Here is a 17339-nt window from a genome sequence, read left to right as displayed (position 1 = left end):
GGCCGGCTTGGCGCGCCCCCCGGAGCCCGCCGGCGCGGCGGCGCCGCAACTGACCCTGTCGATCACTCTGCGCGGCCGCGGCCCGCCGAGGCTTCAAGGCGTCATCGGCCTGGCGCAGGAGGGGCCGCCGCTGAAGGTCGCCGTCTTCGCCGACGGACAGCCGTTCGCGCAGTTGATGTCGCGGGTCAGGGCGCGAAAAGGCGTGGAGCCGCCCACCGGGGCGCGTCACAGCTTCCAGCTCGAACTTCCAACCACCTTCCGCCCAGGCGGTCAGGTGGAGCTCGAGGTGGATGTCGAGGGCCTGCGGCTTCCGCGCGAGAAACGCACGATCGGCGTTTGGATTCCGCCCTTCGCAGTCGAGACCACGCCGAACGGACGCCGCCCTTCACCCGGCGGCGTGACCGCTTCCGCCGAAGCGACCGACCTGACCTATGCCGCCGTCGTCCTGACCCGCGATCGAGCCGATCTCATGGCGACGCTGCTTGGGAGCCTGCTTGAGCACAACCCCAGCGCCTTCTCGAAGATCGTCGTCGTGGACCATGGATCCCTCGATGACACGGCCGCCGTCGTCGCCAGCTACAGTGATCGGCTGCCGATCGACTATGTTCAGGGCGGACGTGACGACACCTTCTCCGGGTCAAACAACCGCGGCGCGGCGCGATGCGACGAAAAGGTGATCCTGTTCCTCAACAACGACATCGTCCTGGTCGAGCCGCTGATGGAAGCGCTGGGACGGCTGATGTCGCCGGGCGTGGGCGCGGTCGGCCTGCGGTTGCTCGACAACCCCGCTCAGGGCGCGCAAGCCGAAGCCATCCAACACTTGGGCGTGCATTTTGACCTTGCCGGGCATGACCGGAGCGTTCGCCCCGGCGAAAGCCGCGATCTCACCGACTTCGACTGGAGCGCGGCGGAAGGCCTCTCATGCCTGGCTGTCACCGCGGCGGCGGTGGCGGTCCGCAAGGAAGCCTTCGACGCTGTGGGCGGCTTTGACGAACGCTATGTTTACGGGTGGGAGGACACCGATCTGTGCCTCCGGCTGGCCGCCGCCGGCCTGCTCAATCTTTGCGCCACGCGCGTATCCGCCATCCATATCCGCGGCGAGACCCGCCGGGACAGGACAGCGACCCGCCGGATCCTAGGGTCGAACGAGGATATCTTTCATGGCGCCTGGGGTTATTCTCTCCGCCGGGTGGCTTCCGAGCACGGCCTACGCGCGCTGGCCCCCATCGCTGGCCGGCTGGCCCGCATTGGCGTCGCCTGCAGCCGGCCCGACGCAGGCGCCGAAAGCCTGCTGCAGAGACCCGGCCCTGAGCCGGTGGTCGTGCTGCCGCTCGGCGGGGACCTCTTCGAGACGGTGCGCGGCCTGGACCTGATCGTCGTCCTCGACCCCGGCGTGGCCCTGAGCCGCCTGCGAGGGATCGGCTCCGTCGCGCGGACCGCAGCCGTGGTCCAAGGCGACACTGTGGCCTGGTCCCAACATCCTGGACGCGATGGAATCGACTACTGGTTCGCCACGCCGCAGACCGACGCGGCGGCGCTGAGCGTGGCGCTGGGCCGCGCCGTCACCCCCCTGCCTCGGGGCGTCGTCCTCTCCGACCTGCTGGACGCCGTGGATGCGCGACGGCGCGACGGCTTCTCCATCGCCATCCAGCGTCCAGACGCAGTGGTCCCGCCTGGCCTCGTCGCTGCGCTTGAAGATCGCGGCCACTGCGCCCGCATCGTCACTCGGGCCTCCGACCTTACCGAGGGCGCGAGCGAGGTTCTGATCCACTCGACGGCCGCGACCGACCTGGACCTGGACCTGGACCCGACCCGCCTGAACCTGCTGTGGCCGCACCCCGCGGCGGCGGTCGACGACGGCTTGAGCGGTTACGACGCCGTGCTGGCGCAGCACACGACAGCCGATGACATGGCCGACGCCATCAATGCAGCTGTGAGCCACGCCCATGGCCTGCGCTACCGCCTCGCCCGCCTTCGTCTGGAGCTCCCGGCCGTTACGCGCCAAGAGCCCACTCATGGTATGACGTCGCACCGCTTGCCGGTCGATCGCCGAGCTTGAGAGAGACATGAACGCCAACCTGCAGACCGCGCGCCCGATCGTGATCGTGCTTGGCATGCATCGCAGCGGCACATCGCTGCTGTCGGAAATCATCCACCGGCTTGGCGTCGACATGGCCGACGAATCTGATCGCGCCAGCCCCAAGAACCCGCGCGGATTCTGGGAGCGGCCCGTCCTCAATGCGTTCCACGACCGGGTGCTGGAGGCCATCGGCAGGCCGCTGCGCAGCCCCGCTCACGCCGGCCTCTTTCCGCATGACTGGTGGAAGACCGAGGCCGTTCAGGCGATCAAGGCCGAGATGAAGACCTGGCTCGCCGCGCGACTCGTAGCGGAGCCGGGGCTGTGGGGTTTCAAGGATCCCCGCGCCTGCCGCCTCCTGCCACTCTGGGAGGAGGTGATGGAAGACCTCGGGTTGAGGCCGGTCTACGTCTGGGCCTTGCGGCCTGGGGGCGAAGCGGCCGCCTCCATGGCGAAGAAGAGCCCGGGCGACCGCATCCTCAGCCTCGTGGAATGCGAAGCCATGTGGTTGGCCTACATGCACGACATCGCGCGCGACACCCTGGCGTCGGATCCGACGGTCGTCCGTTACGCAGACTGGTTCGACCACCCCCACCGCACCCTCGGTCAGCTGCGCGCGGGCCTGCAGCGTTCCATCGACCTTCCACAGGTCGAGGACGATAGGGTTCTGGAAGTGGTCAACGCCGAGTATCGCCATGAACGCGAGCCTGAGTTCGATGGCGCAGCCCTCGCCCCTCAGATGCACCAGGTCTACCGCCAGTTCGGCCGGCTGGCGCAGGAGGCGGACCGTTCGGATGCCCAGGGGGAAATCAGGTCGACGCTGGACCGACTGCGCCTGGTTCTTCAGGTGATCGGCGCCTACGCCGACCTGCTAGGCGAGTTACCCGCCCTCCGAAAACAGGCCGCCGAGCGCGATAAGCTTGCTGCGCAGCTCGCCGCCGCTCGCCAGGATCTGGCGAAGATCCTGGAGATCGCCCAGGCGCGCGGCCTGGAGATCGCCCGTCTTCAGAAAGCGTTGAACGTCGCTCTGGCGACCCCGCGCCCCACGGCGTGAGCACGGGGCCGCGCCTTAAGCGTCCCTGAGCCAAGGCGGACTGTAGCGCGGTGGGAAGGCCGGCCGGCAGTCGACGCTGTTGAGCGCCAGATTGGGGCTGAAGAAGGGGTCGCTCTCCAGCAGAACGCCCCAGCGGGCGCGCATGAGGGCGATCTCGGCGGCCAGTCTCGCCCGCTTGGCGGGGCTCTCCTCTCGCCCGCGCGATGCGGACTCCAGATGCAGGAGCCGGGCGAGCGGGGTCCAAACGATCCGCTTGTCCAGCGCGCCAATGCGCAGACACAGGTCAATGTCGTTGAAGGCGACGGCCAGGGCCTCATCGAGGCCGCCGACAGCGTCCCACGTGTCACGGCGCACCAGCATGCAGGCTGCGGTGACGGCCGAGACCTGGTGGGCGACGAGCATGCTGTCATGGTAGCCGGCGCTTGTTTGAGGCTGCCGCTTGAACAGATGGGAGGCCGCGCCGCCCACCCCCAGCACCACCCCGGCATGCTGGACGGTGTAGTCCTCGTAATAGAGCAGAGCGCCCACCGCGCCGGCTTCGGGGCGGACGACCTGGGCGACCATCGCCTTCAACCAGCCGGGCTCGATCACCCGTATGTCGTTGTTCAACAGCCCGATCACCGAGCCGGTGGCATGGCCGACGCCAAGGTTGTTGATCGCCGAGTAGTTGAACGGTCCCGGGACGGAGATCACCCGGTGTTTGGGTCGCCGTCCGAGCGCTTCCAGACAGGCGACAGCCTCGGGGTCGCGGCTGTCGTTATCGAGGATCAACACCTCGAGGTCATCGTAGTCGGTATCGGTCAGCACGCTCTCGACGCAGGTCTTGAGCAGATCCGCCCGGTCGCGGGTCGGGATCACCAGGCTGACGCGGGGCGGCTTGCGCGGCAGCGGCCATATCACTCGGCGCACCGAACCGGCGCCTTCAACCTGCGCCGGGCCGGCGAGCGCGGCCTGCGCGGCCTGCAGCATGGCCTCGCGTTCCGCGCCCGGCGTCTCACGTCCGGCGAGGCGGTGATAGAGCACGAGCGGCAGGCGCTCGACCCGGGGGGCGCCGCGCTGTCCCGTCAGCCTCAGCAGCAGCTTGTAGACCGACGACGGCGCGATGGCGCCTTCGGCGACCGCCAGGGCCGAGGTGCGCGGAAGCAGAACCGCCCGACAGGCGTAGTCCTGCGCCAGGAACAGGTCGGGATCCCACGCGCCCTTGAAAAAGGGGTTCCGCCGCCGGCGTTCCGCCGAAGCGTCGATCTCGTCCTCGTCGCTGTAGATGAAGTCCGCCCCCCCCTTGCCCCCAGCGGCTTCCGCAGCGCTGACAAGATGAAACAGCGCGTGGGGCGCGAGTTCATCGCCGGCCTCGAGAAAGGTGACGAATTCGCCCGACGCCGCATCGAGCCCAGCCGGAAGATCCGCCCCCGGCGCCAGAACGAGCAATGGGTCCTCTTGGAGGCCCGCCGGTACGGATCCGGCCGGCGCGATCACTTGCCATCGCCGATGGATCTGGGCGTGGAGCGAAGCGAGCGAACGCTCAACGAGCGCCGGCGGAACACCAGCCTCCGAGGCCAGCAACACCACGCTGACCAGGGGCGCCGGCGTCTCGCGTCGGTCGAGAGCGGCGATGATCCGGGCGCGATCCGTTTCTCCCAGCCCATCATGTGCGGCGATCCACCGGTCGTATTCCTTCGGCCGCGGCCCCGGCGGGGGCGTCGGCGAGGTCGGCGGCCGGGACACGACAGGACGAGCGCGCGCGACGACGTCTGCGGTCGCGAACAGCCTCTCCAGTTGCCCGCGCATGCGATCGTGGGCGTAAAGATCCCGCGCCTTCGCCTGGGCTGCGCGCGCCAATGTCTCACGCAGCTGGCGCCCCTGCAGGACCTTCAGGATCACCGCACCCCAGAGGCTGTCGTCCGGCACGATCACGCCGGCGTCAGCGCCGCAGCAGCGTCGGTAGACCTCTATGTTGGACGCGACAGTCGGAATGCCGGCGCAGGTGTATTCCACCCACTTGGTCTCGGTCTTGCAGCGATTGAAGTCGGTGTCCTCGAGACTGGCCAGCCCCAGCCACCAGCCGAGGGACGAAAGGGTCGCAAGAAAGGCGTCGTAGTCGGTCACCGCGGGGCGGTGGACGATGCGGTCGCCGTAGGCCCGCCGCAGGTCCGCGGGTGCAGCCAGGGTGCCGAAGATTTCGAAGGTTAAGTCCGGCATGGCCTCAAGCGCTTCGATGATCCCGGGCGTCATCCGCTCAAGGTCGCGGCCATGGCCGCTGGTCGCCATGTAGCCGATGACCGGGCGCGTCCTGACGCTGTGCGTCGACAGGATGCTGGGATCAAGGCCGCAAGCGATCTCCGCCGTCAGGATCGGGCGCGAGATGCGGTGGATCACCTTCAAGCGTTCGGCCAGATAGGGCGTCGAGGCGTAGACCAGGTCGCTGGCTTCGATCGCCGCCCTCAGGTCGCGCAGGCGCCGCGGCTGGTTGTAGTGGGCGTGTTTTTCAGGCCCCAGGGTCTCCGGCACCGCCAACAGGTCGTCATCAAGATGATAGATGACCGGGACGCCATTGGCGTGGGCCAGGTCGATCAGGCTTTGATGTTCGCCGTCGCTGTAGCGCGACAACACCAGCACGCTGGGCCCAATGCCGCGCCACCAGGCTGCCTGGGTCTCACCCCAGGCCTTGGGCAAGTCGGCGCTGGCGACCATGTGGAGCGCGATCTCGCCCGCCGCCACAGGCTGGGCCAAGGGGCCGGAGAAGTTGATGGTCTGCGTCGCGCCAATGACGTCGCAAACGACCAGGATCGTACGCTGCGAGTTCAAGCAGCGGCCTCGCGCCGACGCTGTGCGGACGTGATCGCGTAGATCTTGCGCGCGATACGCGGCGCGCCGTCGCCCGGCAGGCTATGGCCGCGCAGGAACAGCTCACCCCGCGTCACGGTCTCGGCGTCCATGCGCCCCTCGCGAATGAAGCGGTCCCAGTCGTCGAACCCTTCCAGCACCGGGAGAGGGTCATAGGCCGTCGTCCAGTTCGCACACCGAAAGATCGCCACCGGCCGTCCTGCCCGAACGGCGTCGACAGCGACCGTCGAAGGCGTCGTGACGACAAGGTCAAGCAAGGGCGCGAGCACCGGCGCGGCGAAGGCCGACCAGGCCGGATCGAGGCTGTCGACGAGCAGCAGATTGTTTCTGGCCGGAAGCCGGTCTGCATTGAGGTTCAGCCAACGGCCCGCGCCGTGCGGCTTGACGATGAAAAGCGTGTCGGTGAACCGGTCCGCCGCCTCGACCGTCCGTTCGATGAAGCGGCCGCGGTCCGCCTCGTCATACCGGTGCCAGTGCAAGTTCTCGAAAAGACCGACCTTGCGCGCCCATTCGCGCTCGATCGGAAGCGGTCCCGCGGCGACGGCCTGCCTGGTCGCGCTTTTTGGGCTGCCGGCCGGCACGACCCTATAGAGGGTCTCCGGTGGAACCCAGTTGGGCAAGCGTTCAGCTTTCCCCCAGGTGAACACATAGTCGGAGGCGAACCGTACATCGTCGCCGTGGACAGCATCGCGGTAGGTCAGGCCGATGTTCTCGAATCCGTGCTGGAGCGTAAAGGTCGCGACCCCACGCCGCCGCGCCGCCACCGTGAGCGCGTAGGCTGCGCGGTGCGCCGGCTGGTTGGTTTCGGACGCCGAGATGAACGCGTCGACCCCCTCGAAGGACGGCGCCGTCGCCGTCAGGGCTCGCTTTCGGGGGACGACGGCGTAGGCAAGACCCGCAGCGTTCAACAGCTCAAACGTGCGGGGCGAAACCCGTTCGAGCCAGTCGGTCACGACGATCTGCAGCTCGAGCCGATCGTCCCTGCGAACCGCCAAGGCGACCGGCAATAGAATATCGATGTCCTGCGCCAGGTCGACAAAGACCATCAACCTGGGCCTCGGGACGTCACGCCGCGCAGGGACGGCCCGTTGCGCCGCCGGCAGCAAGCGCTTCCAGGCGTCCAGCACCGCAGTGAATTCTTCCTGCTCCATGAGCCGAGCTTTGGCCTTCACGGGATCGGACGCGCGGAAGGGGCTGTCGTTAAGGTAGAGGCTTAAGCCTCGCTCCCAGTCGTCCTCGACGATCGCGCCGCTGGCCCAGGCGTTCAGACTGTCAGCCCCCGCGACCACTGGCGCACCAGCGTAAGCAGCGGTGCGCACCCAGACTCCCGCCGCCGCGTCATCGTCATCCGCCGCGATCACCACCACGCGCGCGGTTGGCAGCAGATCAAGCCAGGCGGGATCGGCTTCACTAAAGACAGCCGCAATCCGACGTTTGGGCGCTCCAGCCTCGCGGATCATCCTGACATCCCGCGTTACCACAATCAGCGGCGTGCGATGGCGCGCGGACGCCCTCATCAGAAGCGGCGCCAGTTCAGCGAACTTTTCCGCGGAATTGGCGAGGCAGATGATGGGCGGCGCGCCCTCGTAGGGCGGCGCTTCATCACGGCGCAGAAGGGGCAGAAACTCCCGGATCAAGGCGTCGATCTCGCGGCCCGAGGAGAGCAGCGGCAAGGGCTCGACCGCCACCCCGCCGATCCAGCCGCTGCGGGGCGCCCAGGGGTCTGCGATCGTCGCCACCTCCAGATCCAGGTCGGACGTCCATCCCGCGAGCGCGGCCAATCCGACCCCCTGCCATCGCACAAGCACCGCACGCTGCTTCGCCTTGGCGATCAGAGACCGGATCTCGTCTTTGCGCCGCGCGGCGCTACGGTCGATCAGAAAGACCAGCAGCTCATCGTCAACGACCGTCGAGGCGGACAGGCGGGCAAGGTCGACCAGGCGCGTGCGGACATGGCCTAGCTCGGGCGAGAGCATGGGCTGCAACAGGGTGATTGCGGCTACGCCAAGCGTCTCGATCGGCGACGCCAGCACCCAACTCACTTGTCGGATCGGAAGGTTTGTCACGGTCGCACGACGGCCGCCTCAAGGTCGTTCTTGCTCTTCAGCGCCCGTGCGATCTGGGCGATCAGCTCACGGCGCGAGTCCTCGGCCGCGCCGATCCTGCTGGCGGCGGCCACTTCAAGCGGACTGAGTTCAGCGGAGTCACCGAACGATTCCTCCAAAGCGCGAACGCCGACAGGGTCGGTGCGTAGGTCGTATTGCGACTCCTGCGTCGCCTCTGGATAGAGGCGCCGCAGTTCGGCGATCTCGAACAGGTTTTCACTGTGGACGACACCGGCCCCATCGATCTCTGCGGACAACTGCCCAAGATAAAGATGGATCAATCCCCGCCGCCGCGCCCGCAGCATGAACTCCACGTCGCCCTGGCTATGGGCGAACCGCTCGGCGTCCATGCCCCCCATGCCCAGCCACGTCTCCCGAGAGACGGCGAAAAGATCGCCCACATTGCCGAGGCACTGCCGCAGGCTCGCGGCGAATTTCTGATCCTGCTGCCCCTGTAGAACTGGACCGCTATCCGCCGGGGCGGCGCCCGAGTAGCCATAGACCGACGATCCGCCGCCGCTCGCATGGATCCCACAGCCGACTGTCGCGATGTCGGGGCGCAGCGCCCACGCGCCGAACTGCTCCAGGGCCACACCATCGCGCAGGCGCACGGCAGGGTTCATGAACACCAGCACCTCGCCAGTCGACTGGGCCGCCCCCGCATTCCACACCCGGCTGCGTCCGTAGGCGCCGCGCGCGACCACCGCCGTTCGCACCTCGACCCCCACAAACAGTCTGCGCGCGAGCGCGACGATCTCAGGCGCCGCATCTTCGCCTTCGCACACCAGAACCGGTTCGATCAGTCCCGTGACCCGCTGGCGCGACAGATTATGGAGACACTTCAGAACCGTTGTCGTCTCGACGCCGAGGCCGCCGATGACGACGCTGGTGAGCCCGGCGCGAGCTTTCGGCACGAGAACGAAGGGCGTCGGGAAATGAGCGGTCGACTCGCGAAGATCGAAGGCCTCAGTCACTGAGCTCTCCATCGCCGCGTAAACCTCGATCGGCGCCGGGCGCCCCGTTCGCTCGAAACGGGGACCTGCGTCGGGCGCGCGAAGGCGGCCGGTGTGGGCTTCGAGGCGGGTCTGCCAGCGCAGGCCGGGCCGGGTCGACAACCAGAACAGCAGGGGATGGATGTGACCGTGCAGCAACGCTTCGAGCACAAGATCCGGACAGTCCGCGAGACAGGACGCCCGAACCGCGAACGTGGTGTCGATGGACGGATTATGCCGCAGCGTATGCGGGTCGATCTCGGGCCGGCGATGAAGATCGGCCTCGCCCGCGACGTCCCCGGAAGCGACCAGCAAGCTCCACACCACGCAGTCGGCTGTCCGTCCGCCCTGGATCAGAGTGGCGCTGACTGAGGGATGCAACAGGTCGCCAGCCGCGCCGAACACGCACCAGTCCAGGCTCGCCAAGCGCGATCTGAGGTCGTCTGAGGCGGAGACGGCGATAGCCTCGGAACCGGGATCAAGCGTCGCTGCGGAAGCGCCCAGCGCCAGGACCACGGCGCCGGGCCGTGTCTGCAACGCCCACATGCGCTCACTGTCCGTCCAGCCGGCGTCGTGCTCCACGGCAGGCGTTAGGACAAGCCCGACCGTCACGTTCCAATGGTCCTGGTGCGCTTCGAACCATCGGCTTTCGGCCCTAAGCGCTTCTATGTATCGTTCGCGGGGAGCTGGACTTAGGTTTCGACCGGCCAGTGGCTCCCAAGGACCGGAGGAAAGACGCGCTAGCGCCTCTGGCTGCATGAGATATTGCGGCCGTGCTGGCGGCGCCTTCGCCAGCTTTGCGCGCCCGGCCGGCAGAGCGATGGGGATCGCATCGAGGATGACCCGGTCCGACCCAGGCATGCGCAGGTTGAAGGCGTGGAAGCCGCCGTCGCGGGACTGAAGCGGCAAGTCGAAATGGAATTGGAGGCGATAGGCGCCGGCCTCATCCTCAACGGCGTTCGAGGCGCGGAGCGTGGCGGCGCCGAGCAGAGTGTCGCGCTCATACACCAGCAGGCCCAGCTCAGCCGCGGGCGCGATCACCTCCGCGAAAACGCCCTGGTCGCCCACCTCAATCGACAGTCCCCGGACCAGCGCTGGGTCAATCAGGGGCGCCGCAACGGGCGGCATAGCCCGCCTCAAGGTTGCGGCGGTCTCCGGGGTCGCGATCTCCGTCGGCGCAGCCAAGGCCGGGGCGACCAGGCGAGCCCGATGCACGTGGGCGAAACCGCCATCGGCCGTCTTCGCTTCAAGCAGGAAGGCCTGAAGGCCGCCGTCCTGAATCTGTGAAGGCAGGGCGAGGCGAAAGCCATGACCGCCGTCGCCGATGCCGGCTCGCAAGAGATCCCCCCGCGGCGCCTCAGCAATGGCTTCACCAATAACTGCGTCGGCGACGCGCACGCGCACACGTAGCCTCTCGGTGGGCCGAGCAGGATCCCACGCCCAACCACGGAGCGCGCCGCCCTCGATCGCCTCTACGCGCCCCCGCATAACCGCCTCGATCACGCGACCCGGTGAACCCGCCCACCGCGACCGGTTGAAAGCCACATACGTTACAACCGTTAGCCAAAGGAAGGGCTGTTTTCGAGGGCGACGCTTAAGTCGGCGCTGCGTCGTTGCGGACGGTGAACCGGCGTTCGCCAAGACCAGGAGGCTATCCGACGAATAGCCGCTGGACAGCGGCTGGCGCTTCTCACAAAGCTTGAGCTATGCAGGCCGTTCTCGCGGCGAAGCGGTCCCAGTGATCGCTCCTCGGCTCTGCGCTTGAATCCTGAGGCGCCTCTTGGCTGACAAGGAAACGCACTTGAGCCAGGCCGGAAAATCTGAGCTCCGCCCCATCGCAGACAGCAATGCATCCCCTGAGGTCTCAGGCTGGGTCGACACCCTTGAGTGGACGAAAGGAGATTTACGTGTCTCCGGCTGGGCATTGGATGATTTATCTGAGATTTGTGAAGTCGATCTCTATCTAAGTGGCAAGAAATTTGCCTCAACCCTCGCCAATATCCAGCGAAAAGTACGCTCGGAAATCCGCACAGCTGGATATGCTTTCACGGTTTCAGGCGCCTCTAGTGATATTAGCGTCGAAGATATTGAGGTGAGGCAAAGCCGCACCGGCCTCCCGCTTCAGAAGGCGCGGCGCCTTGCGATCGTCTATCGCGACACGGTTGAGCAGGCCGCGAGCGACGCCAAGCCGCCGAAAGGCGCGCAAGCCGACCGGCCACCGCGCAGCCGAGTCGGCAAGACTGTGCTGGGGGTGCTTGAGACCGCCACGCCGCAGCGGATAACGGGATGGGCGCGGCATGATGGCGTGTCCTCCCCGCCTGTCGTCGAACTCTTCGTCGATGGCGTTCTGCACAGCAGAATCTCCGCCAGCCAGACGCGCCCCGACATCAGCCGCTCAGGTCATAGGGGCTTTGGTTTCATCACCAGCATCCCCTTTTCGATGAGCGCCGAAGCCACCAGCGCCGTACTGGAGGCGCGTACGATTGACGGCAGCCTGGGAAAGCTTCCGCTCACCGGCTTGCTCGCGCACAATCCCGCGCCCAAGGCGGCGCTATCGGCGAAATTGCAGCGCTTCGCCCCCCGTGACGTGACGATCATCATCCCGGTCTTCAACGCGCCGGACGAATTGCGCGCCTGCTTGCAGTCAATTGTGGAACACACGACCTACGCTGGCGCATCCGTCATCATCATCGATGATGCGAGCACCGACCTCGGAGTAGAGGCTGTCCTCAGCGATTACACAGCCCGCCCCGGCTTTTCGGCCTATCAGAACCCCCAGAACATCGGCTTCAGCGGGACGATCAATCGTGGGATCTCATTGGCCTCATCTGGCGATGTGATCCTGCTCAACTCTGACACCGCGGTGACCCCCCGTTGGGTCGAGAACCTTCGGCTCGCCGCCTATTCGGATGTAAAAGTCTCTTCCGCCACGGCCATGTCCGATAATGCGGGCGTCTTCAGCCTCCCCGTCGCGGAACAACCTCACGGCCTGTCCCAGCCAGAACTGGCCCGGCTGGTCACTCAGTCGTCGGCTCACCAGCATTTCGCGTCTCCAACGGCGCATGGCTTTTGCGTCTACGTCCGTCGCGACGCTCTCGAGACCGTCGGCCTGTTCGACGAAGACGCGTTTCCTGTCGGCTATGGTGAAGAAAACGACTGGTCCATGCGCGCCAGCTATCTGGGCTGGCGTCAGGTCGTCGACGATCGGACGATCGTGTTTCACAGGCGCGGCGCCAGTTTTGGCGATCGCAAGCCCGCCCTCCTCGCACAAGGACGCCGTGTGATCGAGACGCGCTACCCTGAGTACCAGCGCCTCGTCGCGCCCCTTGCGTCTAGTGTCCCGTTTCTCACGGCAAAGGCCCGCGTCCGTTCGGCCATCGCAACAGCCATGTCCCGCGCCGCAAAACCTGCGCCGCGCATCATGTTCGTCATCAGTTCGCCGATCGGTGGCACCCCACAAACGAATCTCGATCTGATGAGCGCCCTGCAGGGAGATTGCGATCCCTTCCTCCTGACCTGCACGGACGGAGACATGGTCCTTTCGCGTCTTCAGGATGGCGTACTGATACCCGTCGCCAAACATGCCTTATCTGCGCCGGTGGCTGTGACGACACACAGGTCGAGCGAATATGACGACGTCATCGCCGAATGGCTGTCCATCTACGCGATTGAACTCGTGCACATTCGTCACATCGCGTGGCACAGCCTTGGTCTGATCGATATATCTAAGAATCTAGACATACCAGTCGTCACATCCCTCCATGATTATTATCTCGTTTGCCCAACTGTTAAGCTTCTCGATAATAACGGCATTTATTGTGGAGGCGTCTGCACATCCGGAGAAGGCTATTGCTTACCTTCTCTTTGGGACTTAGCCACCGTGCCTAATCTGAAACACCAATGGGTGCACAATTGGCGGAGGATCGTAGCCACTAGCCTGTCGAAGGTTGACGCCTTTGTAACGACACTCGCGGATGTGTATCCCGTGTTTGATCTCGCTTACCCGTCTCTGCTGGACGTGCCTCGCTATGTCATCCAGCACGGTCGGGACTTCCCTGAGATGCGGCCAGCTGTTCGGCCCGAGGGCGAAATCGAAGGCCCGATCCGTGTCGCCGTGCCCGGGAACATCAATGACGCAAAGGGCGGGAAACTCATCGCGGCCGTCAAGGCTTTGGATGTCGACAACCTGATAGAATTCCACATCATCGGAAAGCCGGGTAAATCCTTATCGGACGCGGCGGTCATAAAACACGGTGTCTATCTCCGAGAGGATCTTCCTGACATTCTGACGAATATCCAACCTCATGTCGGCGGAATATTCTCTATATGGCCGGAAACCTATTGCCACACGCTGACTGAACTGTGGGCGAGCGGCCTCCCGGTGGTGGGCTACGACATCGGCGCTGTCGGCGGACGTATTTCAGAAAGCGGAGCCGGGTGGCTGTTCAACAACCCAACGGCCGAAGCGCTGTACAAGCTCTTGCTAGATTTGAGAGCGAGCAGTTCACAGAGACTCGAAAAGTCCCTCGCCGTTGAGCGTTGGCAGCAGACGACCGGAACAACCTACGGCACGCGTGAGATGGCGGACCGGTATCTTGACGTCTATTCCGAGGTTTTGGACCGTCGCCGCACGTTCCGCACGAAGGCCGGCGCGAACTTTGGTCGGAGCTTTTTCAAGGTTCATCCGTGATCGGGTGATGGACCGTCGTCGCCGCCCGAGGCGGCGCTGCGGCCTTGAGCCTTGCGCGGCTGACGGACTTTGAGCGCGGTCAAGGCTCCCTTGCGCCAGGTCGCGTCTTGTTCCGCGAGAGAGGGACAGCGGCATGGATCTTGCGAACAGACTGAAAGTTCTCGAACTGCTCGACCAGCACCGCGTCATGTCGCTGGCGACCCTGCGCCCTGACGGCTGGCCGCAGGTCACGACGGTCGGTTACGCGCACGACGGCTTGAGGCTCTACTTCCTTTGCGCGCCTGACAGTCAGAAGGCGGCGAACCTGGCGCGAGACAACCGGGTCTCGCTGACCATCGACGAGGACAAGCCGATGGTGATGCAGATCACGGGCCTTTCCATGGCGGCAAGGGCGGACCGCATCACTGACGCCGCCGAGGCGGCGAAGGTGCTGCCCCTGATCATGGCGCGATATCCCGAACACGCCGCAATGGGCCTGCCGATGCCGGCGCTGGCCGATATCGCCCTATTCCGGGTGACGCCGACCGTCATTTCCGTCCTCGACTATGGCAAAGGGTTTGGCCACGCAGACCTGGCGCTCTGCGGTCCGGACGAAATTTGACAGGGCGCAACCATGGACGCGCAACCCGCACAAGGCGCGGCGAACACCACCGGTAGGACCGAACCGCGCGGCGCGGGGACCGGCTACCTCTGTCCCATGCATCCGCAGGTTTGGCGCCCTGCACCTGGCGCGTGCCCGATCTGCGGCATGGCGCTGGAGCCGGTGACCCCGCTGCAGGATGCGGGGCCGAGCGGCGAACTGAAGGACATGACTCGGCGCTTCTGGGGCGGCTTGGCCTTCGCCGCGCCGGTGTTCGCGCTTGAAATGGGCGGCCACATGATGGGCCACGGCGGTCCGCCCAAGCTTTCGGGCTGGATTCAAATGGCGCTCGCCACGCCGGTCGTCCTGTGGGCCGGTTGGCCCTTCTTCGTCAGGGCCTGGGAATCCCTGCGGAACCGCAGCCTCAACATGTTCACCCTCATCGCCTTGGGCGTAGGGATCGCCTGGGCCGATAGCGTGATCGCCACCCTGGCGCCGGGCCTCTTCCCTCCCGCCTTCCATCAGGGCGACGGCTCGGTCGCGGTCTATTTCGAGGCCGCCGCCGTCATCACGGTGCTCGCGCTTTTGGGGCAGGTCCTGGAACTGCGAGCGCGTGAACGAACGTCGTACGCCATCAGGGCGCTGCTGGATCTTGCGCCGAAGATGGCGCTCCGGCTCAAGGACGACGGATCCGATGAGCAGGTCACCCTGGACCTCGTTCAGGTCGGCGATCGCTTGCGTGTCCGCCCAGGCGAAAAGACACCCGTGGATGGCGAGATTATTGAAGGCCGCGCGTCTCTCGACGAAAGCCTGGTCACGGGCGAATCCATGCCGGTGACCAAGGCGCCGGGCGGCAAGGTTGTCGCCGGCTCGCTGAACAGGACCGGCTCGTTCGTCATGCGCGCGGATCGCGTCGGCAGCGAGACTCTGCTCGCCCGCATCGTCCAGATGGTGGCCGAGGCCCAACGCAGCCGTCCGCCTATTCAGCGCTTGGCGGATACGGTCTCCGCCTGGTTCGCCCCCGCCGTCATTCTCGTCGCTCTCGCCGCCTTCCTGAGCTGGGCTTTCGTCGGACCCGAACCGCGCCTGGCCTATGCCGTGGCGGTCGCCGTGTCTGTGCTGATCGTCGCCTGCCCTTGCGCGCTCGGTCTCGCGACGCCGATGTCGATCATGGTTGGGGTCGGACGCGGCGCCCAGGCGGGCGTCTTGATCCGCAGCGCCGAGGCGCTCGAGCGCCTCGAGCGGATCGACACCTTGGTGATCGACAAGACCGGGACCTTGACCGAGGGCCGCCCCGCCGTCACCGCGATCATCCCCGCGCCCGGCGTCAATGAAGCCGCGCTCCTCCAGCTCGCCGCCAGCCTGGAACGCGGCAGTGAACATCCGCTGGCCGACGCGATCGTTCGCGCCGCCAATCTCCGCGGCCTGACGCTCTCGCAAGCCGATGACTTCGACTCGCCGGTCGGCATGGGCGTTCTCGGTAGGGTCGATGGCCGGCGGGTGGCCCTGGGCGGCGCGCCGCTCATGGTGGACCAGCAGGTCGATACCCGCGCCATGGAGCATGAGGCTGAAGGCCTGCGCGCCACCGGAGCTACGGTTGTTTTCGTCGCGGCGGACCAGAGCCTGGCTGGACTGCTTGCCATCACCGATCCCCTGAAGGCGACCACCGCCGAAGCGGTGAAAGCGCTCGCGGCCGACGGCGTGCGGTTGGTGATGCTCACCGGCGATAACCGCACGACCGCCCAGACGGTGGCCGCACGGCTCGGCATCGAGGAAGTCGAGGCCGAGGTCCTGCCCGCGGACAAGGCGGCCGTCGTCCAGCGACTCCGCGCCGAGGGCCTCCATGTCGCCATGGCCGGCGACGGCGTCAACGACGCGCCCGCCCTGGCTGCGGCCGAGGTGGGGATCGCCATGGGCGCCGGCGCGGACGTCGCCATCGAGAGCGCGGGGGTCACCCTGTTGCAAGGCGACCTGCGGGGCCTGGCGCGCGCGCGGCGGCTCTCGCGGGCGGTGATGCGCAACATCCGGCAAAACCTGGCCTTCGCGCTGATCTATAACGTCGCTTGCGTGCCCGTGGCCGCGGGCGTGCTCTACCCGGCCTTCGGCCTCTTGCTCTCGCCGCAACTGGCGGCGGCGGCGATGGCGGGATCGTCCGTCAGTGTGATCCTCAACGCGCTCCGGCTGCGGTCGGTCCGCCTGTAGGCCGCGGCCAGCTAGCCGGCGGCGCCGAACAGAGCGCCGACGCCGGCCGTCGCCCCCAACGCCAGGGCGCCCCAGAATGTGACCCGCGCGACCGCGCGCCACACGCCGGCGCGACCGGCGCGAGCCCCCACGCCGCCTAAAGCCGCTAGGGCCACGATCGACGTTGCGGCGACCACCCACCCTAGCAAGCTTGTCGGCGCCATCCAGGCCGCGAGCAACGGCAGGGCGGCGCCGGCTGAGAAGGTCATCGCCGAGGTCAGCGCCGCCTGCACCGGCCGGGCGGTGGTGGCCTGAGATATCCCAAGCTCATCGCGGGCGTGGGCGCCGAGCGCGTCCTTGGCCATCAGTTGGTCGGCCACCTGGCGCGCCAACGGCGGCTCCAGCCCGCGCCCGATGTAAATGTCGGCCAGCTCATCGCGCTCCAGGGCGGGCTGATCGCGCAGCTCCCCCCGTTCGCGCGCGAGGTCGGCGGCCTCGGTGTCGGCCTGGGAGCTGACGGACACATACTCGCCCGCAGCCATCGAAAAGGCCCCGGCCACCAGAGCGGCCACGCCGGCGAGGAGCACGGCGCTTCGCGCCTGGTCGGCTGCGGCGACACCGACCAGCAAGCTGGCGGTTGAGACGATGCCGTCGTTCGCACCGAGGACGGCGGCGCGAAGCCAGCCGATGCGCTCCACCGCATGATGTTCGGAATGCCTATGCATTGGGCCCTCGCTCGTCCGCTTCTGAAACCTGCGCCCGGTGGGAGCGGAGCGCTATCCATCTTAAGTCGGTTGAGGCCCTGCTGCTAAGCGC

General features: G+C 66.7%; 9 protein-coding genes. 5 read left to right on the top strand and 4 right to left on the bottom strand.

Translation table 11 applies throughout. The features are described from left to right. Nucleotides 1-7 precede the first annotated feature (7 nt). Together BN1313_RS05960 and BN1313_RS05955 are read left to right on the top strand one after the other, a co-directional pair. On the top strand, nt 8-2059 hold the full coding sequence (locus tag BN1313_RS05960; RefSeq protein WP_091737769.1) for a glycosyltransferase: 2052 nt from the start codon (nt 8-10) through the stop codon (nt 2057-2059). A gap of 7 nt (nt 2060-2066) precedes the next feature. Next, entirely contained in the window at nt 2067-3131 is a 1065-nt protein-coding gene (locus tag BN1313_RS05955; protein ID WP_091737766.1) for a sulfotransferase family protein, read from the top strand. 15 nt (nt 3132-3146) lie between these two features. Here BN1313_RS05955 and BN1313_RS05950 read toward each other — a convergent pair whose 3' ends face one another. The 3 genes from BN1313_RS05950 to BN1313_RS05940 are packed head-to-tail and all read right to left on the bottom strand — an operon-like array spanning nt 3147 to nt 10560. Continuing rightward, nucleotides 3147-5936, bottom strand: coding sequence for a glycosyltransferase (locus BN1313_RS05950; protein WP_091737763.1), 2790 nt, complete (start codon nt 5934-5936; stop codon nt 3147-3149). After that, nucleotides 5933-8017, bottom strand: coding sequence for a hypothetical protein (locus BN1313_RS05945; RefSeq protein WP_176695918.1), 2085 nt, complete (start codon nt 8015-8017; stop codon nt 5933-5935). The genes BN1313_RS05950 and BN1313_RS05945 overlap by 4 nt, the downstream gene beginning before the upstream one ends. A gap of 20 nt (nt 8018-8037) precedes the next feature. Beyond that, entirely contained in the window at nt 8038-10560 is a 2523-nt protein-coding gene (locus tag BN1313_RS05940; protein WP_176695917.1) for a hypothetical protein, read from the bottom strand. 292 nt (nt 10561-10852) lie between these two features. Here BN1313_RS05940 and BN1313_RS05935 point away from each other — a divergent pair, with 292 nt between their 5' ends. The 3 genes from BN1313_RS05935 (at nt 10853) to BN1313_RS05925 (ending at nt 16544) form a co-directional block, all read left to right on the top strand. Further along, a complete protein-coding gene (locus tag BN1313_RS05935) occupies nt 10853-13762 on the top strand; it encodes a glycosyltransferase (protein WP_141653078.1) in 2910 nt (969 codons plus the stop codon). Between the two features lie 133 nt (nt 13763-13895). After that, on the top strand, nt 13896-14363 hold the full coding sequence (locus BN1313_RS05930; RefSeq protein ID WP_091737751.1) for a pyridoxamine 5'-phosphate oxidase family protein: 468 nt from the start codon (nt 13896-13898) through the stop codon (nt 14361-14363). 12 nt (nt 14364-14375) lie between these two features. Beyond that, nucleotides 14376-16544: a copper-transporting P-type ATPase gene (locus BN1313_RS05925; RefSeq protein WP_091737748.1), complete on the top strand. Its 2169-nt coding sequence runs from the start codon at nt 14376-14378 to the stop codon at nt 16542-16544. An 11-nt stretch (nt 16545-16555) separates the two neighbouring features. Here BN1313_RS05925 and BN1313_RS05920 read toward each other — a convergent pair whose 3' ends face one another. After that, entirely contained in the window at nt 16556-17248 is a 693-nt protein-coding gene (locus BN1313_RS05920) for a VIT1/CCC1 transporter family protein (protein ID WP_091737746.1), read from the bottom strand. Nucleotides 17249-17339 lie beyond the last annotated feature (91 nt).

Source organism: Phenylobacterium immobile (ATCC 35973) (assembly GCF_001375595.1).
Taxonomy (GTDB): Bacteria; Pseudomonadota; Alphaproteobacteria; order Caulobacterales; family Caulobacteraceae; genus Phenylobacterium; species Phenylobacterium immobile.
Note: the sequence above shows the minus strand (reverse complement) of the source record. Positions and strands in the feature narration are given on the sequence as shown.

Bases quoted from the DNA above. Each gene is read 5' to 3' on its own strand.
- BN1313_RS05955 (WP_091737766.1), top strand. From the start codon at position 2,067: ATGAACGCCAACCTGCAGACCGCGCGCCCGATCGTGATCGTGCTTGGC.
- BN1313_RS05940 (WP_176695917.1), bottom strand. From the start codon at position 10,560: ATGCGGGGGCGCGTAGAGGCGATCGAGGGCGGCGCGCTCCGTGGTTGG.
- BN1313_RS05930 (WP_091737751.1), top strand. From the start codon at position 13,896: ATGGATCTTGCGAACAGACTGAAAGTTCTCGAACTGCTCGACCAGCAC.
- BN1313_RS05925 (WP_091737748.1), top strand. From the start codon at position 14,376: ATGGACGCGCAACCCGCACAAGGCGCGGCGAACACCACCGGTAGGACC.
- BN1313_RS05920 (WP_091737746.1), bottom strand. From the start codon at position 17,248: ATGCATAGGCATTCCGAACATCATGCGGTGGAGCGCATCGGCTGGCTT.